22 protein-coding genes are annotated in these 23,777 nt (G+C 65.6%); 20 read left to right on the forward strand and 2 right to left on the reverse strand.

What is annotated here, in order from left to right; genetic code table 11:
- The first annotated feature begins 17 nt into the window (after positions 1 to 17).
- The 16 genes from ftsW to MJ603_RS06600 all read left to right on the forward strand — a co-directional run bounded on the left by ftsW (position 18) and on the right by MJ603_RS06600 (position 17,583).
- A complete protein-coding gene (gene ftsW / locus MJ603_RS06525; protein WP_243062886.1) occupies positions 18 to 1,286 on the forward strand; it encodes a putative lipid II flippase FtsW in 1,269 nt (422 codons plus the stop codon).
- Positions 1,283 to 2,374 carry a glycosyltransferase gene (locus tag MJ603_RS06530; RefSeq protein WP_243062887.1) on the forward strand — a complete coding sequence of 364 codons (1,092 nt, stop codon included), beginning with the start codon at positions 1,283 to 1,285 and terminating at the stop codon, positions 2,372 to 2,374. The genes ftsW and MJ603_RS06530 overlap by 4 nt, the downstream gene beginning before the upstream one ends.
- Before the next feature lie 84 nt (positions 2,375 to 2,458).
- Positions 2,459 to 3,856, forward strand: a complete 1,398-nt coding sequence (gene murC / locus MJ603_RS06535; protein WP_243062888.1) for a UDP-N-acetylmuramate--L-alanine ligase — start codon at positions 2,459 to 2,461, stop codon at positions 3,854 to 3,856.
- Positions 3,857 to 3,859: 3 nt separating this feature from the next.
- Positions 3,860 to 4,966, forward strand: coding sequence for an FtsQ-type POTRA domain-containing protein (locus tag MJ603_RS18740; protein WP_243062889.1), 1,107 nt, complete (start codon positions 3,860 to 3,862; stop codon positions 4,964 to 4,966).
- Positions 4,967 to 5,159: 193 nt separating this feature from the next.
- Positions 5,160 to 6,335 (forward strand): cell division protein FtsZ, encoded by a 1,176-nt coding sequence (gene ftsZ / locus MJ603_RS06545; protein ID WP_243062890.1) that lies wholly within the window; start codon positions 5,160 to 5,162, stop codon positions 6,333 to 6,335.
- On the forward strand, positions 6,332 to 7,024 hold the full coding sequence (locus MJ603_RS06550) for a YggS family pyridoxal phosphate-dependent enzyme (RefSeq protein WP_243062891.1): 693 nt from the start codon (positions 6,332 to 6,334) through the stop codon (positions 7,022 to 7,024). Before ftsZ ends, MJ603_RS06550 begins: the two co-directional genes overlap by 4 nt.
- A 66-nt stretch (positions 7,025 to 7,090) precedes the next feature.
- Positions 7,091 to 7,567 (forward strand): cell division protein SepF, encoded by a 477-nt coding sequence (locus MJ603_RS06555; protein ID WP_243062892.1) that lies wholly within the window; start codon positions 7,091 to 7,093, stop codon positions 7,565 to 7,567.
- A 29-nt stretch (positions 7,568 to 7,596) separates the two neighbouring features.
- Complete coding sequence (locus tag MJ603_RS06560; RefSeq protein WP_243062893.1) at positions 7,597 to 7,899, forward strand: YggT family protein; 303 nt, start codon at positions 7,597 to 7,599, stop codon at positions 7,897 to 7,899.
- A gap of 104 nt (positions 7,900 to 8,003) precedes the next feature.
- On the forward strand, positions 8,004 to 8,702 hold the full coding sequence (locus tag MJ603_RS06565) for a DivIVA domain-containing protein (RefSeq protein WP_243062894.1): 699 nt from the start codon (positions 8,004 to 8,006) through the stop codon (positions 8,700 to 8,702).
- Positions 8,692 to 9,363, forward strand: coding sequence for a signal peptidase II (gene lspA / locus MJ603_RS06570; protein WP_279238923.1), 672 nt, complete (start codon positions 8,692 to 8,694; stop codon positions 9,361 to 9,363). Before MJ603_RS06565 ends, lspA begins: the two co-directional genes overlap by 11 nt.
- A 1-nt stretch (position 9,364) precedes the next feature.
- Complete coding sequence (locus MJ603_RS06575; RefSeq protein ID WP_243063296.1) at positions 9,365 to 10,288, forward strand: RluA family pseudouridine synthase; 924 nt, start codon at positions 9,365 to 9,367, stop codon at positions 10,286 to 10,288.
- A gap of 77 nt (positions 10,289 to 10,365) precedes the next feature.
- Positions 10,366 to 13,896: a DNA polymerase III subunit alpha gene (gene dnaE / locus MJ603_RS06580; RefSeq protein WP_308220574.1), complete on the forward strand. Its 3,531-nt coding sequence runs from the start codon at positions 10,366 to 10,368 to the stop codon at positions 13,894 to 13,896.
- Positions 13,897 to 13,909: 13 nt separating this feature from the next.
- Positions 13,910 to 14,650, forward strand: coding sequence for an SDR family oxidoreductase (locus MJ603_RS06585; protein WP_243062895.1), 741 nt, complete (start codon positions 13,910 to 13,912; stop codon positions 14,648 to 14,650).
- Positions 14,651 to 14,706: 56 nt separating this feature from the next.
- Entirely contained in the window at positions 14,707 to 16,017 is a 1,311-nt protein-coding gene (hisD, locus tag MJ603_RS06590; protein ID WP_243062896.1) for a histidinol dehydrogenase, read from the forward strand.
- A 16-nt stretch (positions 16,018 to 16,033) separates the two neighbouring features.
- Complete coding sequence (gene nrdR / locus MJ603_RS06595) at positions 16,034 to 16,504, forward strand: transcriptional regulator NrdR (RefSeq protein WP_243062897.1); 471 nt, start codon at positions 16,034 to 16,036, stop codon at positions 16,502 to 16,504.
- 44 nt (positions 16,505 to 16,548) lie between these two features.
- Entirely contained in the window at positions 16,549 to 17,583 is a 1,035-nt protein-coding gene (locus tag MJ603_RS06600; protein ID WP_243062898.1) for a quinone-dependent dihydroorotate dehydrogenase, read from the forward strand.
- Between the two features lie 20 nt (positions 17,584 to 17,603).
- On the opposite strand, the gene MJ603_RS06605 is transcribed toward MJ603_RS06600, so the two are convergent.
- Both MJ603_RS06605 and MJ603_RS06610 read right to left on the reverse strand, forming a co-directional pair.
- The gene (locus MJ603_RS06605; protein WP_243062899.1) at positions 17,604 to 18,500 is read right to left on the reverse strand and encodes a ribonuclease HI family protein; all 897 of its coding nucleotides are present in this window, start codon (positions 18,498 to 18,500) and stop codon (positions 17,604 to 17,606) included.
- Positions 18,501 to 18,516: 16 nt separating this feature from the next.
- A complete protein-coding gene (locus MJ603_RS06610; RefSeq protein ID WP_374230851.1) occupies positions 18,517 to 19,122 on the reverse strand; it encodes a DUF3043 domain-containing protein in 606 nt (201 codons plus the stop codon).
- Here MJ603_RS06610 and MJ603_RS06615 point away from each other — a divergent pair.
- The 4 genes from MJ603_RS06615 (at position 19,121) to ctaD (ending at position 23,777) form a co-directional block, all read left to right on the forward strand.
- Positions 19,121 to 20,524 (forward strand): dipeptidase, encoded by a 1,404-nt coding sequence (locus MJ603_RS06615; protein WP_243062901.1) that lies wholly within the window; start codon positions 19,121 to 19,123, stop codon positions 20,522 to 20,524. The two genes, MJ603_RS06610 and MJ603_RS06615, sit on opposite strands and share 2 nt — an antisense overlap.
- Positions 20,525 to 20,570: 46 nt before the next feature.
- Complete coding sequence (gene erpA / locus MJ603_RS06620) at positions 20,571 to 20,945, forward strand: iron-sulfur cluster insertion protein ErpA (protein WP_243062902.1); 375 nt, start codon at positions 20,571 to 20,573, stop codon at positions 20,943 to 20,945.
- A 192-nt stretch (positions 20,946 to 21,137) separates the two neighbouring features.
- On the forward strand, positions 21,138 to 22,022 hold the full coding sequence (gene coxB, locus MJ603_RS06625) for a cytochrome c oxidase subunit II (protein WP_243062903.1): 885 nt from the start codon (positions 21,138 to 21,140) through the stop codon (positions 22,020 to 22,022).
- A gap of 12 nt (positions 22,023 to 22,034) precedes the next feature.
- Positions 22,035 to 23,777 (forward strand): cytochrome c oxidase subunit I, encoded by a 1,743-nt coding sequence (gene ctaD / locus MJ603_RS06630; protein WP_243062904.1) that lies wholly within the window; start codon positions 22,035 to 22,037, stop codon positions 23,775 to 23,777.

The following is a 23,777-nucleotide window of genomic DNA, read 5'->3' on the forward strand; positions in this document are numbered from 1 at the left end:
CCGCGAGGAGGGATGCGATGACCGCTTCGAGCCAGACGGCCGGCGGCGGAGCATCCCGTCGGCGAACATCCGTCAAGAACCCGCGACAGCGCACGGGTGCGTCGGCGATTTCAGTGCAGCCCGAGGCTGCAGCACCCTCGCGGCGAGCCTTCGCGGCGCGCATCTCCCTGGGCAGCGTGTTCGCCTCCGAATCCTCGAACTACTTCCTCCTGCTCGGCGTGACCCTGTTCCTCGTCGTCTTCGGATTCGTGATGGTGCTCTCGGCCTCCTCGGTCGACGGCATCGGACCCGATGCCGTGACCCAGGGCATCTACGCGGCCATCGGCATCCCGATCATGCTCATCGTGTCGCGGCTGCCGCAGTCCCTGTGGCGACGGATCGCGTGGCCCGCCCTGATCATCGCCGGGTTTCTGCAGCTCTTGGTCGTGGCGACCCCGCTCGGCGGTGGGAACTCGCAGAACAGGAACTGGCTGAGCATCGGGGGACTGCAGTTCCAGCCGTCCGAGGCCATCAAGCTCGCGATGATCATCTGGCTCGGCGTGTTCGTCTCCATGAAATGGGACCGCGTCACGCAGTGGCGCTACATGCTGCTCCCGATCATGATCGTGACGGGAGCGGCTATCGCGCTGGTGCTCGCCGGTCAGGACCTCGGAACCGTCATGATCATGGCCGTGATCGTGCTCGGCGCGATGTTCATCGCGGGCATCCCGTTGCGCCAACTCTTCGCCGTCATCGTGATCATCACCGCCGTCGGTTGGCTCTTCGTGATGACGAACCAGAGTCGTCTCGAGCGCGTCACGGCGTTCCTGCACCCGCAGTCGACAGACCCGAACAGCAACGGTTACCAGACACTGCAGGGAACCTGGGCCCTGGCATCGGGCGGAATCTTCGGCGTCGGACTCGGCAACTCCAGATCGAAGTGGAACTGGCTGCCCGAGGCGGACTCCGACTTCATCTTCGGCGTCATCGGCGAGGAGCTCGGTCTCATCGGTGGCATCGTCGTGCTGGCTCTGTTCGTTGCGCTGGCGTTCATCTTCATCCGTATCATCAGATCGAGCGATGATCCCTTCGTCAGGGTGACGACGGCCGCTGTCATGGTGTGGCTGGTCGGACAGGCGCTGGTGAACATCGGAGTCGTGATCGGGCTTCTGCCTCCTCTCGGCGTTCCATTGCCTTTCATCTCCCATGGAGGAACAGCCCTGCTCAGTTCACTGTTCGCGGTCGGTCTCGTGCTCTCGTTCACCAGGTCGCCGTCGCCCTCGAAGCGCCAGGTCGCCCTGCGATGACGTCCTATCTGATGGCCGGCGGTGGAACCGCCGGCCACGTGAATCCTTTGCTCGCCGTCTCAGACGCGCTGAGGAGCGCAGACACCGACGCCGAGGTGATCGTGCTCGGCACCGCGGAGGGGCTGGAGTCGCGCCTCGTTCCAGTCAGGGGTTACGAACTCGTCACCATCCCGAAGCTGCCCTTCCCCAGGCGACCGGATGCCGCGGCGCTGCGCTTCCCCAGCCGCTTCCGTTCGAGCGTGGCAACGGTGCGCGAACTGATCGCCGAGCGCGGCATCGACGTCGTGGTCGGCTTCGGTGGATACGCGTCGGCTCCCGCCTACAGCGCGGCGCATCGAGAGGACGTGCCCCTCGTACTGCACGAGGCCAACGCGAAGCCCGGGCTCGCGAACCGTCTCGGCGCCAGGTACACGACGTTCGTCGGCGTGGCATTCGAGAACACCTCGATCAGGCACGCCCGGTTCGTCGGCATGCCGCTGCGTCGCGAGATCGAGGATCTCGACCGCGCCGCCTCGCGCGCCGAAGCACTCGCCTACTTCGATCTGGAAGACCGTCGCACCATTCTGGTGACCGGTGGATCGCTCGGAGCGCGGCGCATCAACGGGACAGTGATCGCCGCAGCCGAAGCCCTCACGGGTTCCGGGTACCAGGTACTCCACATCCAGGGCGGTGGTGCCGAGTTCACCGATCCGGGTGTCGACGGCTACCGGCTGATCGACTACTGCGATCGCATGGATCTGGCGATGGCGATCGCGGATGTCGCGGTGTCGCGCGCGGGAGCCGCGACGGTGAGCGAACTGACCGCACTCGGCATCCCGGCCGTGTACGTTCCGTATGCGGTCGGCAACGGGGAGCAGCGGTTCAACGCCGCCGGCGTCGTCTCGGCAGGGGGAGCGGTGCTCGTGGACGACGCCGACTTCACACCGGAGTGGGCGCGGACATCCTTGATTCCGCTGCTCACCGACGAGCCCGCGCTGGCGCACATGGCGGATGCCGCGGCGCACGTCGGCGTGCGCGACGGAGCCGAGCGCATGGTCGCTCTGATCCGTGACGCCCAGGCCGGTCGTGGCGGGTTGCCAGGCCGCTGACGGCATACTTGAGAGGACCCCGGAACGAACCCTGGTGGGCATGCTCGCCTGGCTCGTCAGCTCAAAGACAGGACACCAGTAGACGTGATCAAGCCCGATCTGACCATGCCGCTCCCTGAGACGATCAGTCGGGCGCATTTCGTCGGCATCGGTGGATCCGGCATGAGCGGCATCGCGCAGCTCTTCCTGAAGGCCGGTGTTCGCGTCAGCGGATCCGACCGGGTCGACAACGGCTACACAAAGGCCTTGCGCGAACTCGGTGCTGAGATTCACATCGGCCACGACGCGGCGAACGTGGGTGAAGCAGACACGCTGGTCGTGACCGGCGCTCTATGGCAGGACAATCCCGAGTACCAGTACGCGCTCGCCCATGGCATTCCGGTGCTGCACCGCTCGCAGGCGCTCGTTTGGCTGACTCGCGATCACCGCGTCGTCGCCGTCGCAGGCGCGCACGGCAAGTCGGGTACGACCGGGATGGTCGCGACCGCTCTGGTCGAGCTCGGCCTGGATCCGAACTTCGTGAACGGGGCGGTGATCGAGGGGCTCGAGACGAATGCCCGGCAGGGCGCATCCGAGCTGTTCGTGATCGAAGCCGATGAATCCGACGGTTCGTTCCTTCTCTACGACACAGCCGTGGCGTTGATCCTGAACATCGACGACGACCACCTCGACCACTACGGCTCGTATTCCGCGGTCGAAGACGCCTTCGTCACCTTCGCGAACAGGGCGAGCGAGCTCGTCGTCATCTCGGCCGACGACGAGGGAGCACGTGCCGTCACTCCGCGTCTCTCCCATCGCAAGGTCGTCACCTTCGGCGAGTCGGAAGGAGCGGATGCCCGGGTCACCGCTGTCACGACCGACGGCCCTGTCGCCTTCACCATCGTCTGGAACGGAGACGAGTTTCCGGTCACGCTGAAGGTGCCCGGCCGTCACCACGCACACAACGCTGCAGGGGCCTTCGCGGTCCTCGCCTCCCTCGGTGTGGCGCCCGCAGCGGCCGCCACGGCCCTCCAGTCCTATGGCGGAACGCACCGCCGCTTCGAGTTGCACGGAACGATCGGCGGCGTGAGCGTCTTCGACGACTACGCCCACCATCCAGCAGAGGTGCGGGCGGTGCTCCAGGCTGCGCGCACAGTCGTCGGCGATGGACGCATCATCGCCGTACACCAGCCGCACACCTACAGCCGCACCCAGCGACTCGCACAGGAGTTCGCGGCGACACTGGAGCAGTATGCCGATGAGACCGTCGTCCTCGATGTCTTCGGCGCCAGGGAGGATCCCGTTCCAGGGGTGACCGGAGCGCTGGTGGCCGACCGTTTCGACGACCCGTCGAAGGTGGCGTTCATCGCGGACTGGCAGGAGGCCGCCGACCACACAGCAACCATCGCGCGCGACGGCGACTTCGTGATCACGCTGGGCTGCGGCGACGTCAACCGCATCGTCCCTCAGCTGCTCGAGTCGCTCCGCCGGGTGAACGGCTGAGAAGTGAAGCGACCGCAGGGCTTCGAGAACTCGGCGTCGCGGCTCACTGCGCGCACGGAGAAACGCGCCCCAGCGACCGAGCCTGCGGCCGGGCGCGGCAGGGCGAGAACCTCCGGCGCTCCTGATGCCGCTGCCGAGCGAACGCGCGTGACATCGTCGTCGTCGGCAGGCGTGACGTCGACGGGAGTTCTCGATGGCTCCTCGCGAGAGCCCGAAGCGACCACCGAACCGATTCGCGTCATCGTGCCGCCGCCCCGGGAGTCCGCGCGAGACCGCATCAGGGCCGCTCTGGCCGAGAAACCCGCCTCCGTCACGCGGCCTGCCACGACTCCTGCAGCCGTCGAAGACGACTCTCCGAGCGTGCGTGCCGCAGCTCGCAGACGCAGGCGGTACGAGCGCGCCGAGGTGAAGCGCTTCACGCGTGGTGCACGCAGGCGGCGGCTGGCGTGGCTGATCGGCGCCGGTTCAGTCGTGCTCGTTCTGGCCGGAGCCGCGTTGGTCTCGATCTCGCCCGCGATGGCGTTGCGCACGATAGACGTGGTGGGATCTCAGCGCGTGAGCGCCACGGATGTCCGGCACGCCCTCGGCCCCCAGCTCGGCACTCCTCTACCACTGCTCGACAACGGTGAGATCAAGACCGAGCTCGCCAAGTTCCCGCTGATCCGCAGTTACAGCATCCAGGCGGAGCCGCCTGGCACGCTGGTGGTGCACATCGTCGAGCGCACTCCGATCGCGTTGCTCCAGGTGCCGTCCGGATACCAGTTGGTCGACCAGGCAGGGGTGATCATCGAGACCACGGCCGACAGGCCGGCCGGCTTCCCCGTGATCGCTCTTCCCGGTGACGCGTCCACGACGTCGCGCAACAAGGAGTTCGCCGCGTCGGCGGCGGTCCTGGCAGCTCTGCCGGCAGGCATGCTCTCCAAGGTCGGAACGGTCAGCGCGACGGGTGCACAGGATGTCACGCTGAAGCTGACCTCCGGCGTCACGGTGGTCTGGGGCGGTCCCGACCAGCCCGACCTCAAGTCCTGGGTGCTGTCGGATCTGCTGAAGGCAGCACCCGGAGCATCCGTCTACGACGTCTCTGCGCCGAACAGTCCCGTCACGCGCTGAGCAGGTCGCTCCGGTCGTCGTTTCGCGGCCCGGAGATGACCGATTTCGGTGACATCCGAATCCGGTCGCGCGACACGCGAGGGATCAGCGGGCAAGGCGGGACGGGCGCGCTTAACGTCAAACCTAGTAAATGCATACCGAGCATAACTTTAAGCCTCGACTTGAAGTTGAAGGTTGCCAGCGGAGGCCACTCGTGACTATGAACCAGAACTACCTCGCCGTGATCAAGGTCGTCGGCATCGGCGGCGGCGGCGTGAACGCCGTCAACCGCATGATCGAACTCGGACTGCGCGGTGTCGAGTTCATTGCCATCAACACGGACGCGCAAGCCCTGCTGATGAGCGACGCCGACGTCAAGCTCGACGTCGGCCGGGAGATCACTCGCGGCCTCGGAGCGGGGGCGGACCCTGAGGTCGGCCGTCGTGCGGCCGAGGACCACGCCGAGGAGATCGAAGAGGCGCTCACCGGCGCCGACATGGTCTTCGTCACGGCGGGGGAGGGGGGCGGCACCGGCACCGGTGGTGCGCCGGTCGTGGCCCGCATCGCGAAGTCGATCGGCGCCCTGACCATCGGTGTTGTGACCAAGCCGTTCGGCTTCGAAGGCAAGCGCCGGGCCGACCAGGCAGAGGCCGGTGTCGCCAGGCTGAAAGAAGAGGTCGACACCCTCATCGTCGTCCCCAACGACAGACTGCTCGAGATCAGCGACCGTGGCATCAGCATGCTCGAGGCGTTCGCGACTGCCGACCAGGTCCTCCTCGCAGGTGTTCAGGGCATTACCGACCTGATCACGACGCCGGGACTCATCAACCTCGACTTCGCCGACGTCAAGTCGGTGATGCACGGCGCGGGATCCGCACTTATGGGCATCGGCTCCTCGCGGGGCGCTGACCGTTCGATCAAGGCAGCAGAGCTCGCGGTAGCGTCGCCCCTCCTCGAGGCGAGCATCGAGGGTGCGCGTGGCGTGCTGCTGTCCATCCAGGGTGGTTCGAACCTCGGGATCTTCGAGATCAACGACGCTGCCAGGCTCGTGCAAGAGGCGGTGCACCCGGAGGCGAACATCATCTTCGGCGCTGTCATCGATGACACCCTCGGTGACGAGGTGCGCGTCACGGTGATCGCTGCCGGATTCGACGGCGGCGAGCCGCAGGTGAAGCCGGCCGAGACCCGCAGGTCGACGTTCGTCGCTGCTGGGTCGTCGGGGTCCGATGGCTCGGGCTCGGAGCTCGTCGACACGCAGGCGCTCGAAGAAGAGGATGTTCCTACCAAGGGCAGCTGGTCGGACGACGATTCCAAGCTCGTGGAGGCCGCAGTGATCGACCCTGCGTTCGACGACGACGACGTCTTGGACGTGCCCGACTTCCTGAAGTGAGCCGATCGTCCGATGTCGATCCACAACTCGCCGCGCGGTTGCACGGAGTGCAGGAGCGGGTCGCGGATGCCGCGCGCGCTGCGGGCAGGGACCCTGCGCAACTCACGACGATCGTGGTGACCAAGTTCCATCCGGCCTCGCTGGTGCGGGATCTCGCCGCGCTCGGCGTGCGCGACGTAGGCGAGAACAGAGCACAGGAGGCGCGGGTGAAGGCATCCGAAACGGCTGACCTCTCGTTGCGCTGGCACTTCATCGGCCAGTTGCAGACGAACAAGGCGAAGCTGGTGCGTGGTTTCGCCTCCGCAGTGCATTCGATCGATCGGCCGGCACTCGCCGACGCTCTAGGGTCCGACGACGGCGATCTCGACTGCTTCGTACAGCTCAACCTCACGGACGACCCTTCGCGCGGCGGAGCGGCTCGAGCAGACCTGCAGTCCATCGCCGAGCGCGTGCTCGGCACGCGGGGCCTCAGGCTGCGTGGGGTCATGGCAGTCGCGCCGTTGGGCGAGGAGCCGAGACGCGCCTTCTCGCGGGTGCGAGAGGCATCCGATGCCCTGCGCACCGTGGCTCCCGAGGCGGACGCGATCTCGGCCGGGATGTCCGGCGACTTCGAGGAAGCCATCGCCGAGGGAGCGACACACCTTCGGCTCGGTACGGCAATCACGGGAAAGCGGCCAGACCATGCTTAACCTGGCTGTGAAATGCGCCGTCGACCGGCACGGCCGCACGACCTCGAGTTGTTCACGGAGGATCCCATGGCTAACCCGCTCAAGAAGACGATGGCCTACCTCGGCCTCGTCGAAGACGAGCTCGAGTACGACGAAGAACCGGTCGCCACTGCGCATCCGGCACCTGTCGCGCCGGTGCAGCAGCACGCTGCTCCTGCCAAGGCGCCCGTCACGCCGCTGCGTAAGCCGACCCCGGCACGGAATGCGACGGTGCAAGAAATGAACGAGATCCTCACGGTTCACCCCCGGCAGTACAGCGACGCCAAGATGATCGCGGAATCCTTCCGCGAAGGCATCCCGGTCATCCTGAACCTGTCGCAGATGAGCGAGTCGGAGGCGCAGCGCATGATCGACTTCTCGAGCGGCCTTACTCAGGGCTTGCGCGGGAAGATCGAGAAGGTCACGAGCAAGGTGTTCCTGCTCTCTCCCGAGCACGTGATGGTCTCGGGTGGAGCCGCTGCGGTGGCAGGCGACGTCGAGGCGTCGTTCTTCGCCGGAGCGTGAGCACAGCCGGCGTCCCTCATACTTGATCTGTGGGTATCGCCGTCTCGATCATTGCGACCGTCGCGTACTACGCATTCCTGCTCTTCTTCGTGGTGCTCTGGGTGCGATTCGTGCTTGATCTGGTGCGTACCTTCGCGCGCGGCTGGCGGCCGCGCGGCTTCGGGCTCTTGCTCGCAGAGGCCGCTTTCACGGTGACCGACCCGCCCATCAAATTCTTCAGACGATTGTTACCGCCGCTGTCTCTCGGTCCGGTCGCTCTGGATTTCGGCTGGACTCTGACAATGTTCGCGTGCATCATCGGCATGTACATCGCGACGTCGTTCATCGGATGACGCAGCATGACGTCGCCCCGGATGGCACGCACACAGGCGACTTTGCTAGCGTTAGCCGAACGTTATCCACTGTTCGAAAACACAAGCTCTAAGGGTGGTAAGCCATGGCGCTAACTCCGGAAGATGTCGTCAACAAGCGGTTCCAACCGACCAAATTCCGTGAGGGTTACGACCAGGATGAGGTCGATGACTTCCTCGATGAGGTCGTCGTCGAGCTTCGCCGCCTCAATCAGGAGAACGAGGAGCTGAAGCAGCGCCTCGTCGCGTCGGACTCACGGGTCGCAGAGTTGCAGCGCCACTCGGCGTCAGAGCAGACGCAGGCGATCGCCGCACCTGCCCCGGCACCGGTTGCCGTCGTCGCCCCCATCGCGCCGCAGCCCGTCGCAGGCAGCGACGACACGGAGAGCACGAACAACCTCCTGCAGCTCGCGCGCCGACTCCACGAGGAGCACGTGCGCGAGGGTGTCGAGAAGCGCGACGCACTGATCGCCGAGGGCCACGCAACCGCGGCGCGCGTCGTCGCAGAAGCCGAGGCGAAGCAGCGCACGCAGCTCACTGCGCTCGAGACCGAGCGCACGACGATCGAACGCCAGATCGAGGAGCTCCGCAGCTTCGAGCGTGACTACCGCGCGAAGCTCAAGAGCTACATCGAGGGCCAGCTTCGCGACCTCGACAGCGCAGGCGTCGGCACGAACGGCTTCAAGCAGCCGGGCGCCTCGGCTGTGAGCGGTCAGTTCGCCGCAGTGTCGGCCGGTGACGGTGAGCGGCAGTCCCCTCCGACGTTCCAGAGCTTTGGAGGCTAGGCCCTCCAAGAAGGTCAGCGTCGGTGCGATCGTCCTTCTTGGCGTCGTCGCACTCGTCGTTCTGACACTCGACCAACTCGCGAAGTGGCAGGTCGTCAAGAATCTTCAGGTCGACGTACCGGTGCATGTCGTAGGCGATCTGCTGATCTTCCAGCTCCATCGCAACTCGGGTGCCGCGTTCTCGATCGGTACCGGCTCGACGTGGATCTTCTCGATCATCGCGACGGCCGTGCTGGTCTTCATCATCTGGTATGCGCGTCGCATCAGGTCGGTCGCGTGGGCGATCGTGTTCGGTCTTCTGCTTGGGGGGCTGCTGGGCAATCTGTCCGACCGGTTGCTCAGGGCACCCGGGTTCGGTGTCGGCGAGGTCGTCGACTTCATCCGAATCCCGTTGCTCCCGGCGATCTTCAATCTGGCCGACAGCGCGATCGTCGCCGCCATGGTTCTCTTCCTCGTGCTGACGGTGATGGGTGTCGGGCTCGACGGCAAGCGGGCCACCGCGTCGAAGCCCGTCGAAGCACCCGAAGCTGTCGACGTGCCGTCCGACGAGTCCGACACCGCAGGTGAGCCGACGCTGCCGGGCGACACGGCCGTGGCCGACAAACAGGCGGATGCCGATGCGCACAACGGCACGGAGCATCCCATCGACGGAGGCCGCTGAGGTGGAGCACCGAGCTCTGCCGGTGCCAGACGGACTCGAGGGCGCACGTGTCGACGCAGGCGTCGCGAAGGCGCTCGGGTTCTCGCGCAGCTTCGCGGCCGATGTCGCCGAGTCGGGGGGCGTGACGCTCGACGGCCGGGTGCTCGGCAAGTCGGATCGACTCACGGCGGGCGGCTGGCTCGAGATCAGCTGGACTCCCAAGGCAGCGGTGGAGATCGTTCCCGTCAGGGTTCCCGAGCTCGGGGTCGTTTACGACGATGACGACATCATCGTCGTCGACAAGCCGGCAGGAGTCGCGGCCCATCCATCGATCGGGTGGGAGGGCCCTACGGTCCTCGGGGCCCTCGCCGGGGCCGGTTACCGCATCTCCACATCGGGCGCGGCGGAGCGCGCCGGCATCGTGCACCGGCTGGATGCCGGCACGAGCGGACTGATGGTCGTCGCCAAGAGCGAACGCGCCTACACGGCGCTGAAGCGCGCGTTCCACGATCGTGAGGTGGAGAAGATCTACCACGCGGTGGTGCAGGGCCATCCGGATCCGCTGGCCGGTACGGTCGACGCTCCGATCGGACGGCATCCGAAAGCCGACTGGAAGTTCGCGGTCACCGCGGCGGGCAAGCCGTCGGTGACGCACTACGAGACCATCGAGGCGTTCCGGGCGGCGAGCTTGCTCGAGATCCACCTCGAGACGGGGCGCACGCATCAGATACGGGTGCACATGGCGGCCCAGCGGCATCCGTGCGTCGGCGATGCGATGTACGGCGCGGACCCCACGCTGTCGGCGCGGCTCGGCCTCTCCAGGCAATGGCTGCACGCGCATCGCCTCGCGTTCGAGCACCCCGGGTCGGGGGAGTGGGTGACGTTCGAATCGCCGTATCCCGACGACCTCGCGAACGCTCTGGAGATCTTGATCCAGGGCGACTGAAGCACCTTGTGCGGAGGCTTCGACGAACCGCCCGCCGGTCCCGTGACGACCTTCGGCCGGATCCGTAGACTCACTGGGTGGCATCCGACAGCTTCGTTCATCTGCACGTTCACAGCGAGTACTCCATGCTCGACGGGGCCGCCAAGATCGGTCCGTTGATGGATGCCGCCGTCGGCTACGGGATGCCGGCCATCGCGGTCACCGATCACGGCAACATGTTCGCGGCGTTCGAGTTCTGGAAGGCAGCTACGGCCGCCGGCATCAAGCCGATCATCGGCACCGAGGCCTACCTCACCCCTGGAACGCACCGTTCCGACCGCACGAGAGTGCGATGGGGGAACGGCGGCGAGGACGATGTGTCGGGAAGCGGCGCCTACACGCACATGACGATGCTCGCCGAGACGACTGAGGGCATGCACAACCTCTTCCGCATGTCGTCTCTCGCCTCGATCGAGGGGTACTACTTCAAGCCGCGGATGGATCGCGAGCTGCTGGAGCGGTACTCGAAGGGCATCATCGCCACCACGGGCTGCCCCAGCGGCGAGGTGCAGACCAGGCTGCGGCTCGGCCAGTACGACGAGGCTGTCAAAGCGGCGGCGGAGTACCGGGACATCTTCGGCAAGGACAGCTTCTTCGTCGAACTGATGGAGCACGGACTCGGCCTCGAGGCACGGGTCAGGCAGGATCTGCTCAGGCTCGCCAAGGACCTCGGGCTGCGCACCGTCGCGACGAACGACCTGCACTACACGCACGCAGAGGACGCCAAATCGCACGCGGCGCTGCTCTGCGTGCAGTCGGGGTCGACGCTCAACGACCCGAAGCGCTTTCAGCTGGAGCCGGAGGGTGCCTATTACTTGAAGTCGCCGCAGGAGATGCGGGATCTTTTCCGTGAGCTGCCCGAGGCGTGCGACACGACGCTCGAGATCGCCGAGCGCTGCGAGATCGACTTCGAGCTCTCGACAGGCAAGTACATGCCGAAGTTCCCGGTGCCGCAGGGCGAGACCGAAGAGAGCTGGTTCGTCAAGGAGGTCAACGCCGGTCTGGAGCACCGTTATCCAGAGGGCATCCCCGACAAGGTGCAGGCGCAGGCCGATTACGAGACCGGCATCATCCTGCAGATGGGGTTCCCCGGCTACTTCCTGGTGGTCGCGGACTTCATCAACTGGTCGAAGAGCAACGGCATCCGCGTGGGGCCTGGCCGTGGTTCCGGTGCAGGGTCGATGGCCGCGTACGCCATGCGCATCACCGACCTCGACCCGCTTGAGCACGGTCTCATCTTCGAGCGGTTCCTCAACCCCGACCGTGTCTCGATGCCCGACTTCGATGTGGACTTCGACGACCGTCGCCGCCTCGAGGCCGTGAAGTACGTCACCGAGAAGTACGGTGCCGAGCGAGTGTCGCAGATCGTGACCTACGGGACGATCAAAGCGAAGCAGGCGTTGAAGGATGCCGGCCGCGTGCTGGGCTTCCCCTTCTCCATGGGCGAGAAGCTGACCAAAGCGATGCCACCAGCGGTCATGGGCAAGGACATCCCGCTGTACCAGGTGTTCGACAAGGACAGCCCTCGGTACAAGGAGGCCGTCGAGCTGCGGGCCGTCGTCGAATCGGACCCCGAGGCGAAGACCGTCTTCGACACGGCACTCGGGCTCGAAGGGCTGAAGCGGCAGTGGGGTGTTCACGCCGCGGGCGTCATCATGTCGTCCGATCCGATCATCGACGTGATCCCGATCATGAAGCGGGAGCAGGACGGCCAGATCGTCACCCAGCTTGACTATCCGGCCGCCGAATCGCTCGGCCTGATCAAGATGGACTTCCTCGGGCTGCGCAACCTGACGATCATCAGCGATGCGCTCGACAACATCAAGGCCAACAAGGATTTCGATCTCGATCTCGAGGGGCTGCCGCTGGACGACCGCGGTGCGTACGACCTGCTCACGCGCGGTGACACGCTCGGCGTGTTCCAGCTCGACGGCGGGCCGATGCGATCGCTGCTGCGACAGCTGAAGCCCGACAGCTTCGAGGACATCTCGGCACTCATCGCCCTGTACCGACCAGGGCCCATGGGGGCGAACTCGCACATCAACTACGCGCTGCGCAAGAACGGTCTCCAGCCGATCACACCGATCCATCCGGAGCTCGCGGAGCCGCTGCAAGACATCCTGGACACGAGCTACGGCCTGATCATCTATCAGGAGCAGGTCATGGCGATCGCGCAGAAGGTGGCGGGGTTCTCGCTCGGCCAAGCAGACATCCTGCGCCGGGCGATGGGCAAGAAGAAGAAGTCGGAGCTCGACAAGCAGCAGGCGGGTTTCGTCGGCGGCATGAAGGAGCGAGGCTACTCGCAGGCAGCGATCGACAAGCTCTGGGACATCCTCCTCCCGTTCTCCGACTACGCCTTCAACAAGGCTCACTCGGCCGCCTACGGCGTGGTGTCGTACTGGACGGCGTATCTGAAGGCGCACTATCCCGCCGAGTACATGGCTGCCCTGCTCACGAGCGTCGGGGACTCCAAGGACAAGATGGCGCTCTACCTCAACGAGTGCCGCCGCATGGGGATCCGGGTACTGCCGCCGGACGTCAACGAGTCGATCGGGTTCTTCGCCGCAGTCGGCGAGGATGTGCGCTTCGGGCTGGGCGCCGTGCGCAACGTCGGCGCGAACGTGGTGGACGGCATCCGGCTGGCACGCGAGCAGAAGGGGCGCTTCGAGTCGTTCCACGACTTCCTGAAGAAGGTTCCGCTGCACGTCGCCAACAAGCGCACGATCGAGTCCCTGATCAAGGCGGGAGCGTTCGACTCGTTCGGCGACTCGAGACGAGCGCTGGTGGAGGTGCACGAGGGCGCCGTCGAGTCGGTCGTGAACGAGAAACGGGTCGAGGCGACGGGGCAAGCCGGGTTCGATTTCGACATGTTGCTCGCCGAGGCGCCGGATGCCGGTCCGGTGTCGCACGTTCCGCAGAGACCGGAGTGGGAGAAGCGCGAGAAGCTCGCGTTCGAACGCGAGATGCTCGGCCTCTACGTGTCAGACCATCCGCTCGCCGGGCTCGAGTTGGAGCTTGCGAAGCAGGCCAGCACATCGATCGCGGACCTGACCGCATCGGAGTCGACTCAAGACGGCGACACCGTGACGATCGCAGGCCTGGTCACGGGTGTGCAGCACCGGGTGGCCAAGCAATCCGGAAATCAGTACGGCATGATCACCGTCGAGGACTTCGGCGGCGAGATCACGGTGATGTTCATGGGCAAGGCGTACCAGGAGTTCGGGCCTGCGCTGATCGGCGACTCGATCGTGGTCGTGCGCGGGCGGGTCAGCATGCGTGACGACGGCATGAACCTGCACGCGTACAGTCTTTTCACTCCCGACCTCGGATCGGCCGTCTCCGGTCCGTCCGGACCGCTGACCATCACGCTGCCGGACCAACGGGCCACCACCGACGTGGTGCAGAACCTCGGGGACATGCTGATCCGGCACGCGGGCGACGGCGAGGTGCGTCTGCGGCTCGTCAAGGGCACGACTGCGCGCGTCTTCGAGCTGCCCTACAGAGTGAGTGCGTCTGCGGATCTGTACGGCGAACTCAAGGGCCTGCTCGGGCCAGCTTGCCTGGTGTGAGGGCGACGGCATCGTGCAACGGTTCGACGGCCATGTCGCCGTGGTCACGGGGGCGAGCAGGGGCATCGGCCTCGCGACCGCACAGCGGTTGATCGACGAGGGCGCCTCCGTGGTCATCACCGGGCGACGCCAGGAGGGCCTCGACGCTGCGCTGGCGCAACTCGGCACGGATGCCGCGACAGCGGTCGCAGGCCGGGCGGACGACCCAGAACATCGCGCGGCAGTGCTCGCCCATGCGCTCGATCGACACGGCAGACTCGACCATCTGGTGAACAACGCCGGCATCAATCCGCTCTTCGGGCCGATGATGGAGGCGGATCCGGCCGCCGTTCGCAAGATGATCGACGTGAACGTGCTCGCCGCCTTCGAGTGGACGCGGGACGCCGTGATGGCGGGACTGACTGATTCCGTCGTCAACGTGTCGTCGGTGGCAGGTCTCTCGGCGAGCCCGATGATCGCGTTCTACGGAGTGACCAAGGCCGCGCTCATCAGCGTGACTCAGCAGTCGGCGTACGAACTCGCACCGCGCATCAGGGTGAACGCGGTGGCGCCCGCCGTGGTGAAGACGGCGTTCGCCCGGGCGCTGTACGAGGGGCACGAAGCCGCTGCGGCATCCGCTTATCCGCTCGGGCGGCTCGGCGAGCCCGACGACGTCGCCGCCGCGGTGGCGTTCCTTCTGTCGTCGGATGCCTCGTGGATGACCGGCCAGACACTGCAGCTCGACGGAGGCGCGGGCATCCGCTCTGCACTCTGAGCACTGCTGCAGACCACCTCGACGGGCCTGCCGCGGTCCATCGATAGGCTTGGCGGATGTACACGATCGACCTGAGGGGACGCGCGCTCGACGACGACGAGCTGCGCCGTTCCGTCCCGCGTCCAGAGCTCGACATCACGGTCGCATCCGAGGCTGCGGCCGATCTGATCGCCGACGTGCGCGAGCGCGGCGTCGCTGCGCTTCTCGACCAGGCCGAGCGCTTCGACGGCGTTCGTCCGTCCGCGCTTCGCGTGTCGTCGTCCGACATCGCGAAGGCGGTCGACGACCTCCCCGCCGAGGTACGCACTGCTCTCGAGCACTCCATCGACCGGGTTCGGCTGGCGAGCGCGGCACAGGTTCCACCCGCAGCCAAGACCGTGCTCGGAGACGGAGCCATCGTCGAGCAGCGCTGGCAACCGGTCGCGCGCGCGGGGCTGTACGTGCCTGGCGGCAAGGCCGCCTATCCGTCCAGCGTCGTCATGAACGCGGTCCCCGCCCTCGTCGCCGGCGTCGGTTCTGTCGCGCTGGCGAGCCCTGCGCAGCGCCAATTCGACGGGTCCGTACACCCTGCCGTGCTCGGTGCGGCCGGGGTGGTCGGAATCGAGGAGATCTACGCCATCGGTGGAGCCGGTGCGATCGGAGCGCTTGCCTACGGTGTGCCCGATCTTCCACTGACCGCCGTCGACATCGTGACCGGCCCGGGTAACATCTACGTCGCAGCGGCCAAGCGGCTCGTGAGCGGCGTTGTCGGCATCGATGCCGAGGCCGGAACGACCGAGATTCTCGTGATCGCGGATGCCTCCGCCGATCCGAACCTGGTCGCGGCCGATCTGCTCAGCCAGGCCGAGCACGACGAGGCCGCGGCGTCGCTGTTGGTGACCGATTCTCTCGAGCTCGCCGAGCGAGTGCGAATGCGACTGGACGCGATCGTGACGGCGACGACCAACGCGGCGAGGGCATCCGTCGCGCTTAGCGGGCCGCAATCATCGATCGTGCTCGTCGACGATGAGGCGACGGCGGTCAGGTTCAGCGACGCTTACGCGCCCGAGCACCTGGAGGTGCACACCGTGGACCCGGATGCGACTTTGCGGCGTATCACCAACGCGGGTGCGATCTTTCTCGGCCGCTACTCTCCGGTCAGCCTCGGGGATTATCTCGCCGGCTCCAACCACGTGCTTCCCACCGGGGGATCGGCCCGGTACTCGTCGGGGCTCGGCGCGTACAGCTTTCTGCGCCCGCAGCAGATTATCCACTACGACGAGGCGGGACTGGCTGCAGTGGCCGCCGACGTCGTCGCGCTGTCGAACGCAGAGGGTCTTCCCGCTCACGGCGAAGCGGTCGTCGCGCGCGCAGGCGTGCGCGAATAACTAGCCTGGAGCTACTATGTTCTGCCCCTTCTGTCGCCACCCCGATTCCCGCGTCATCGACTCCCGCACGTCCGACGACGGACTCTCGATCCGCCGTCGCAGACAGTGCCCGGAGTGCGGGCGTCGCTTCTCCACCATCGAGACCGCCAGCCTCAACGTCATCAAGCGCAGCGGAGTCGTCGAGCCGTTCAGTCGCGAGAAGATCATGTCCGGTGTGCGCAAAGCGTGTCAGGGGCGTCCGGTCACGGACTCCGACCTCGCTATGCTCGCCCAGAAGGTCGAAGAGGCCGTGCGCGCGACGGGCGTCTCGCAGATCGACGCGAATGAGATCGGTCTTGCCGTGCTTCCTCCGCTACGCGACCTCGACGAGGTCGCATACCTGAGGTTCGCGAGCGTCTACCAGGCCTTCGACTCGCTCGACGATTTCGACGACGCGATCTCCGCCCTCCGCAAGGAGCACCACGAGCAGCCGGTGACAGCAGACTGATCTGCGCGCTCGGCGGTCCGTCGACCCATTAGGGTTGCAGGGGCATGTATCGCATCCTGTTCTCGCTCGTCTTCCGGCACATGGACCCGGAGAACGCACATCATCTGGCTTTCATCGCGATCCGTGCGATTCCCGGAGTCGGGCTTCGCCGTCTGATCGCGCGCTTCACCAGGCCTCGCACTGGCCAGTCGGTCACGACGCTCGGGCTCACCTTCCCGACGCCGTTCGGCGTCGCAGCGGGATTCGACAAGAACGCCACCGCGATCCTCGGACTCGGTGCGCTCGGATTCGGGCACGTCGAGATCGGCACGGTGACGGCAATCGCTCAGCCGGGCAACCCCAAGCCGCGGCTCTTCAGGCTCATCCCCGACAGGGCGATCATCAACCGCATGGGCTTCAACAACGAGGGAGCGGATGCCGCAGCACAGCGGGTCGCGAAGGTGCGGCCGGTGCTCGGCCGTCCGATCGTCGGCGTGAACATCGGCAAGTCGCGCGTCGTCGATGTCGCGGATGCCGTCGCCGACTACCGAGTCTCGGCACGCGCCGCAGCGGGCGTCGCCGACTACCTCGTCGTGAACGTGAGCTCGCCGAACACTCCGGGCCTGCGCGGCCTGCAGGAGTTGGACTCGTTGCGCCCGCTCTTGACGGCGGTCAAAGAGGAAGCCGGCGGCACGCCGCTCCTCGTCAAGATCGCCCCAGACCTCGCCGATGACGAGATCGCGAAGATCGCCGAACTCGTCGGAGAGATCGGTCTCGACGGCATCATCGCGACGAACACCACCATCGAACGCTCCGGCCTTCACACGGATGAGCAGGTCGTCGAGGCTGCCGGAGCTGGCGGACTTTCAGGGGCACCGCTGGCGGCTCGTTCCCTCGAGGTGTTGCGGCTCGTTCGGCAGCACGTGTCGGCCGAACTCTGCGTCATCTCCGTCGGCGGAATCGAGACCGCGCAGGATGTGCGCGACCGGCTCGATGCCGGCGCCACCCTCGTGCAGGGCTACTCGGCCTTCATCTACCGCGGTCCGCTCTGGGCGCGGTCGATCAACCGCGGCCTGGACAGGCTCGCGACCTCACGCTGACGCGTCGGATTCCGCGTCGATCATTCTTCTGGCGTGCTCTGACGAAACCGCAGCCGCCACCTGCCGCTGGCGCGCACCCACAACGAGCTGCACAGTGTTGCGCCGCGGCCATCCGTCGTACGTGCCGTGAGCAACACGGTGTCGGCGTTCACTCTGTCGGTGCCGATCACCTCGAGCTCTGTGGCCCGCGACGTCTCACCCGACAATTCTTCGATGGCGGAGTCTCGACCCCACAGTCGCCCCGCGCGGCCTATCTCCTCGAAGTCCGGGTGCAGCAGCGCTGCGAAGCTCGAGGGATCCGATCGGACGGCCGTGTCGAGGAACTCGCGCTCAAGACGCACCACGACGTCGGTGACGCTCTCGTCTGCGAACAGATCGACGTCGAACAGTCCGGGCTGTTCGACCGGGGGAGTGGGCGATGCCGGAGTCGCGATCTCCCTTCCCTTGACGTCAGCCCCGCGCCATCCCGGCCCGTTGTCGACTTCCGTGCCTCGCTGGTACGACGTCGCAGCGCCGCGGGCGCGATCGTCCGCGGCCTCGTTGAGCTCGTGGCCGGCGTGACCGCGCACCCACTCGAACCGGTACTCGCGACCGGCGAGCGCGGCATCCAGCCGCTTGAGCAGTTCGAGATTCTGAACGGGCGCTCCGTCGGCCTTGCGCCAGCCCTTGCGCTTCCACCCGGGCATCCACTTCGTGACGGCGTTGATCACGTACTGGCTGTCGCAGAGGATGCGCAGATCGTCCGGTTCGCCTGCTGTGGATTCCAGCAGATCGATGACGGCCATCAGTTCGCCTTGGTTGTTGGTGCCGTGCGGCCAGCCGCCGGCGGCCCAGGTATTTTCGTCGACGAACCAGGCCCACCCGGCCGGGCCGGGGTTGCCGAGCGCAGAGCCGTCGGCAGCGGCGATGATCGTCATGATCGGATGCCCGGTGCTAGGCGGGGTACTGGCCGCGCTTGACCTGCGGCTTCGGAACGCGGATCATCCGGAACTGCAGAGCGCGCATTATCGCGTACCAGTTGAGCCCGCGTTCGGCCGCGCCGAATTTGTCCCTGATCCTGCGCTTCATCATGCTCACCATGACGATGGAGTCGATGATCGCGATGGCGAAGAACACCCAGAGCACGATGATCGCGTAGTACTGCAGCGCGGTGATCTGCACGAACGAGAAGATCACGACGATCAGCATCACTGGCATGAGGAACTCGGCCACCGTGTAGCGGGCGTCGACGTAGTCGCGCACATACCGGCGCTGCGGGCCCTTGTCGCGCTGGGTCAGATAGCGTTCGTCTCCAGCGGCCATGCCGAGTCTGGCTCGCTCCCTCGCCTCGGCGTTCTTGCCGCGGGCGTCGCGGGCCGCCGCCTTGCGGTCGGCAGGCACAAGGGGACGTTTGCGAGCCGCCTCCCGTTCTGCACGTGAAGGGGTCGCGCGTCCCTTGCCCGATCCGGGCATTTCGGCCTCATCGGCCGGGGTCGCGGTGGTATCTGGTCGTTTCGCCACGGAAAGTCCTCGATCTCGTCCGATTAAGATTACCCGCATGACCGACGCCGATCACCCCATCGACCATCTGACCGAACTTCGCGACGCCGTGCAGCAGGGGATGCCGCTGGCCATTTCCGATCTCACGGACCTCGTTCGCATCCCATCGGTGTCGTGGTCGGCGTTCGATCCGGCGAACGTGGCCCGCAGCGCGGATGCCGTCGCATCCCTCGTGCGCGCACTGGACGTCTTCGACTCGGTCGCCGTCACGCGAGCCGCGATCGGCGATGGCGAGCAGCAGGGTCAGCCGGCGGTGATCGCACGCCGGAAAGCGAAGAACGGTGCGCCCACCGTGCTGCTCTACGCCCACCACGACGTCCAGCCGCCAGGCAAGGACGAGGACTGGCAGACGTCGCCCTTCGAGCCGACGGTCCGTGGAGATCGCCTCTACGCTCGCGGCGCGGCCGACGACAAGGCGGGCGTGATGGCTCACGTCGCCGCGATCAGGGCACTCACGGAGGTGATCGGCACCGACTTCGACCTCGGCCTCGCCGTCTTCATCGAGGGTGAGGAGGAATTCGGATCCCGCTCGTTCGCCAACTTCCTGCGTGACAACAAGCAGGCTCTGGCCGCCGATGCGATCGTCGTGGCCGACTCCGACAACTGGAGCGTCGACATCCCGGCGCTCACGGTCGGTCTCAGGGGGAACGTCACGTTCCGCCTCACGGTCTCCACACTCGAGCACGCCTCGCACTCCGGCATGTACGGAGGTGCGGCACCCGATGCGATGCTGGCACTCGCCAAGCTCCTCGCGACATTGCACGATGCTGATGGCGCAGTCGCAGTGGAGGGCATGACCTCGCACGATGCTCAGGTTCCGGAGTACTCCGAGGATCAGCTGCGCGAGGATGCCGCGCTGCTCGAGGGCGTCTCGTCGATCGGCAGGGGACCGGTGCTGTCCCGTCTCTGGAACCAGCCGACGATCACCATCACGGGCATCGACGCGCCCAGCGTCGCGAACGCGTCGAACACGCTCATTCCTTCGGTCGCAGTTCGACTCAGCGCCCGCGTCGCGCCGGGGCAAGCGGCAAAGGATGCCTACGCGGCCCTTGAACGTCACGTCCGATCGCACGCGCCGTTCGGAGCGCACATCGCGATCGACGAGGTCGACGTCGGCGACCCGTTCCTCGTCGACACCTCGGGCTGGGCCGCCGTCGAGGCGAAGAATGCAATGAAGGATGCCTGGGGTGCGGAGCCCGTCGAGACCGGCATCGGCGGGAGCATCCCCTTCATCGCCGATCTGGTTCGAGAGTTTCCCGACGCTCAGATCCTCGTCACGGGGGTCGAGGACCCCGACACCAGGGCGCACAGTCCGAACGAGTCCCTCCACCTGGGCGTTTTCAGACGCGCGATTCTGACCGAGGCACTCCTGCTGTCCCGCCTGAACAATCGGGTCGCCTGAATTACACTGGAGCACACGCGAACTTCAAGGTAGGAACGAGGCACTCATGAGCGACGCGACTCTCACTGCAACGGCGACGATCGCCGAGCCCAAAGCGCACGGTGTGGCCCTCACTGATGCCGCCGCCGACAAGGTACGCAGCCTCCTCACGCAGGAAGGCCGCGATGATCTGAGGCTGCGTCTCGCCGTTCAGCCCGGGGGATGCTCCGGCCTGATCTACCAGCTCTACTTCGACGAGCGGTACATGGACGGCGACCTGACGGTCGACTTCGACGGCGTCGAGGTCATCGTCGACAAGATGAGCTCCCCGTACCTCGACGGTGCTTCGATCGACTTCGAAGACACCATCCAGAAGCAGGGTTTCACCATCGACAACCCCAATGCGAGCGGAAGTTGCGCCTGCGGCGACAGCTTCCACTGATCTTCGCGCAACACGATTTCAACGAAAAGGACCGGCTGGTGAGCCGGTCCTTTTCGTGTCTCCAGGGGTTCGACACACGTCGCCCCGGGCAGTGTCCGGCGTACGAACGGGCCTTGGATGGCAGTAGGCTAGGCGAAGGTCAATCGCAGTAGCGTCTTGCGCTCTGCCCACGATTCACTCGAAAGGTCACCGGTGCGTCACAATCGCCGTTTCCGATGGGCTGCAGTCCCGCTCGCAGCAGTAGTTGCGCTGGTCTTGGCAGGTTGCACGCAGTCCCAATTGAACGGATTCCTCCCGGGATTCGACGGCAAGACGCCGGTCACCAACCACACGGACAGGGTCTCAGGGCTCTGGGTCACGTCGTGGATCGTGCTCCTGCTCGTCGGTCTCCTGGTGTGGGGCCTGATCATCTGGTGCATCATCGTGTACCGCCGTCGCAAGGGCCAGACCGGTCTCCCTGCGCAGCTGCGCTACAACATGCCGATCGAGATCTTCTACACGATCGTGCCGTTGGTGCTGATCATCGGGTTCTTCGCGTTCACGACGCGAGACCAGGATGCGATCGAGAAGCCCTACGCCAACCCCGACCTCACCGTGCAGGTGTACGCGAAGCAGTGGTCGTGGGACTTCAACTACCTGTCCAACGGCGTGTACGACCCGGGAGTTCAGGCACAGCCCGACGACAAGTCGGGAGCACCCGCCGGCTCCGTGGTCGAGAGTGACATCCCCACGCTGTACCTGCCGGTCGATAAGAAGATCACGATCAAGCTCAACTCGCGCGACGTCATCCACTCCTTCTGGGTACCTGCGTTCCTGTACAAGAAAGACGTGATCCCGGGGCACACGAACTACATGTACCTCGAGCCGACCCGCGAGGGCACCTACGTCGGCAAATGCGCCGAGCTCTGCGGTGAGTACCACTCGGCCATGTTGTTCAACGTGAAGGTCGTCTCCGAAGACGAGTACGAGTTGCACATGCAGGACCTGAAGGATCGCGGCTACGTCGGCAAGCTGGGATCCAACGTGGATCGCAACAACAACCTGCCGGGCACCAAGGCACCGAAGAACAACGAGTAAGGCATCCGGAGAATGAGTACGACTACAGCACCGGCTTCCTCGGCAACGACCCTGTCGCCGACCGCTCAGATCCTCGGCGCGACGAAGATCCACCGCAAGGGGAACATCCTCGTCAACTGGATCACGTCGACCGACCACAAGACCATCGGGTACATGTACCTGATCACGTCGTTCGTGTACTTCTGTATGGGCGGCGTGATGGCCCTCATCATCCGCGCTCAACTCTTCGAGCCCGGGCTCGAAGTGGTTCAGACCCGTGAACAGTACAACCAGCTGTTCACGATGCACGGCACGATCATGCTGCTCATGTTCGCGACGCCGTTGTTCGCCGGATTCACGAACGTGATCATGCCGCTTCAGATCGGTGCGCCCGACGTGGCGTTCCCGCGCCTGAATGCACTGGCGTACTGGCTGTTCAACTTCGGGTCGCTGATCGCCGTCGGAGGCTTCCTGACACCGCAGGGCGCGGCATCCTTCGGGTGGTTCGCGTACCAACCACTTGCGTCGACCACATTCTCGCCAGGCCTCGGCGGCAACATGTGGATGCTCGGTCTCGGCATCTCCGGTTTCGGAACGATCCTCGGTGCGGTCAACTTCATCACGACGATCATCACTCTGCGTGCACCCGGCATGACCATGTTCCGCATGCCGATCTTCACCTGGAACGCACTGGTGACCTCGATTCTGGTTCTGATGGCCTTTCCGGTGCTCGCGGCCGCGATCTTCGCTGCTTCCGCCGACCGGATCCTCGGTGCGCACGTCTTCGACGCTGCCAATGGCGGAGCGATTCTCTGGCAGCACTTGTTCTGGTTCTTCGGGCACCCTGAGGTCTACATCATCGCCCTGCCGTTCTTCGGCATCGTTTCAGAGGTGTTCCCTGTCTTCAGCCGAAAACCGGTCTTCGGCTATAAGACCCTGATCTACGCGACCATATCGATCGCCGCACTGTCGGTCACCGTATGGGCTCACCATATGTACGTCACCGGCATGGTGTTGTTGCCGTTCTTCTCTTTGATGACGATGCTCATCGCGGTGCCGACAGGGGTGAAGATCTTCAACTGGATCGGCACCATGTGGCGCGGATCGATAACGTTCGAGTCACCGATGCTGTGGGCGATCGGCTTCCTCGTCACGTTCACCTTCGGTGGGCTGACGGGCGTCATCCTCGCCTCCCCGCCGTTGGACTTCCACGTTTCCGACTCCTATTTCGTCGTGGCGCACTTCCACTACGTGGTCTTCGGCACTGTCGTGTTCGCGATGTTCTCCGGTTTCTACTTCTGGTGGCCGAAGTGGACCGGCAAGATGCTGAACGACAAGCTCGGCAAATGGCACTTCTGGCTTCTGTTCATCGGCTTCCACACCACGTTCCTGATCCAGCACTGGTTGGGAGTCGTCGGCATGCCGCGCAGGTACTACACCTACCTGCCCCAAGACGGCTTCACCTGGATGAACCAGGTGTCGACCATCGGTGCTGGGATTCTCGCGGTCTCGATGATCCCGTTCTTCCTGAACGTGTACATCACCGCGCGCTCCGGTGCGAAGGTCACGGTGAACGACCCGTGGGGCTACGGACGTTCGCTCGAGTGGGCGACCAGTTGCCCGCCGCCGCGGCACAACTTCACGTCCATCCCGCGCATCCGCAGCGAATCACCCGCGTTCGACCTCAATCATCCGGAGGTGGGGGTTCCGATCGGTGTTCCGACGGACGCTCCGCGCCCCGCCCTCGCCGGCGCCGACTCTGCAGAGGTGAAGTGA

This window comes from Humibacter sp. RRB41 (assembly GCF_022761015.1).
In the GTDB taxonomy this organism is placed as follows: Bacteria; Actinomycetota; Actinomycetes; order Actinomycetales; family Microbacteriaceae; genus Humibacter.

Excerpts from the sequence above, each read along its gene's own strand:
- MJ603_RS06605 (WP_243062899.1), bottom strand. The coding sequence starts at position 18,500 with ATGACGATCATCGCCGCTGCCGACGGCTCTGCGCTCGGCAACCCCGGC.
- ftsW (WP_243062886.1), top strand. The coding sequence starts at position 18 with ATGACCGCTTCGAGCCAGACGGCCGGCGGCGGAGCATCCCGTCGGCGA.
- erpA (WP_243062902.1), top strand. The coding sequence starts at position 20,571 with ATGAGCGACGCGACTCTCACTGCAACGGCGACGATCGCCGAGCCCAAA.
- MJ603_RS06555 (WP_243062892.1), top strand. The coding sequence starts at position 7,091 with ATGGCTAACCCGCTCAAGAAGACGATGGCCTACCTCGGCCTCGTCGAA.
- hisD (WP_243062896.1), top strand. The coding sequence starts at position 14,707 with ATGTACACGATCGACCTGAGGGGACGCGCGCTCGACGACGACGAGCTG.
- MJ603_RS06615 (WP_243062901.1), top strand. The coding sequence starts at position 19,121 with ATGACCGACGCCGATCACCCCATCGACCATCTGACCGAACTTCGCGAC.
- ctaD (WP_243062904.1), top strand. The coding sequence starts at position 22,035 with ATGAGTACGACTACAGCACCGGCTTCCTCGGCAACGACCCTGTCGCCG.
- nrdR (WP_243062897.1), top strand. The coding sequence starts at position 16,034 with ATGTTCTGCCCCTTCTGTCGCCACCCCGATTCCCGCGTCATCGACTCC.
- MJ603_RS06610 (WP_374230851.1), bottom strand. The coding sequence starts at position 19,122 with ATGCGGGTAATCTTAATCGGACGAGATCGAGGACTTTCCGTGGCGAAA.
- MJ603_RS06565 (WP_243062894.1), top strand. The coding sequence starts at position 8,004 with ATGGCGCTAACTCCGGAAGATGTCGTCAACAAGCGGTTCCAACCGACC.
- MJ603_RS06530 (WP_243062887.1), top strand. The coding sequence starts at position 1,283 with ATGACGTCCTATCTGATGGCCGGCGGTGGAACCGCCGGCCACGTGAAT.
- MJ603_RS06600 (WP_243062898.1), top strand. The coding sequence starts at position 16,549 with ATGTATCGCATCCTGTTCTCGCTCGTCTTCCGGCACATGGACCCGGAG.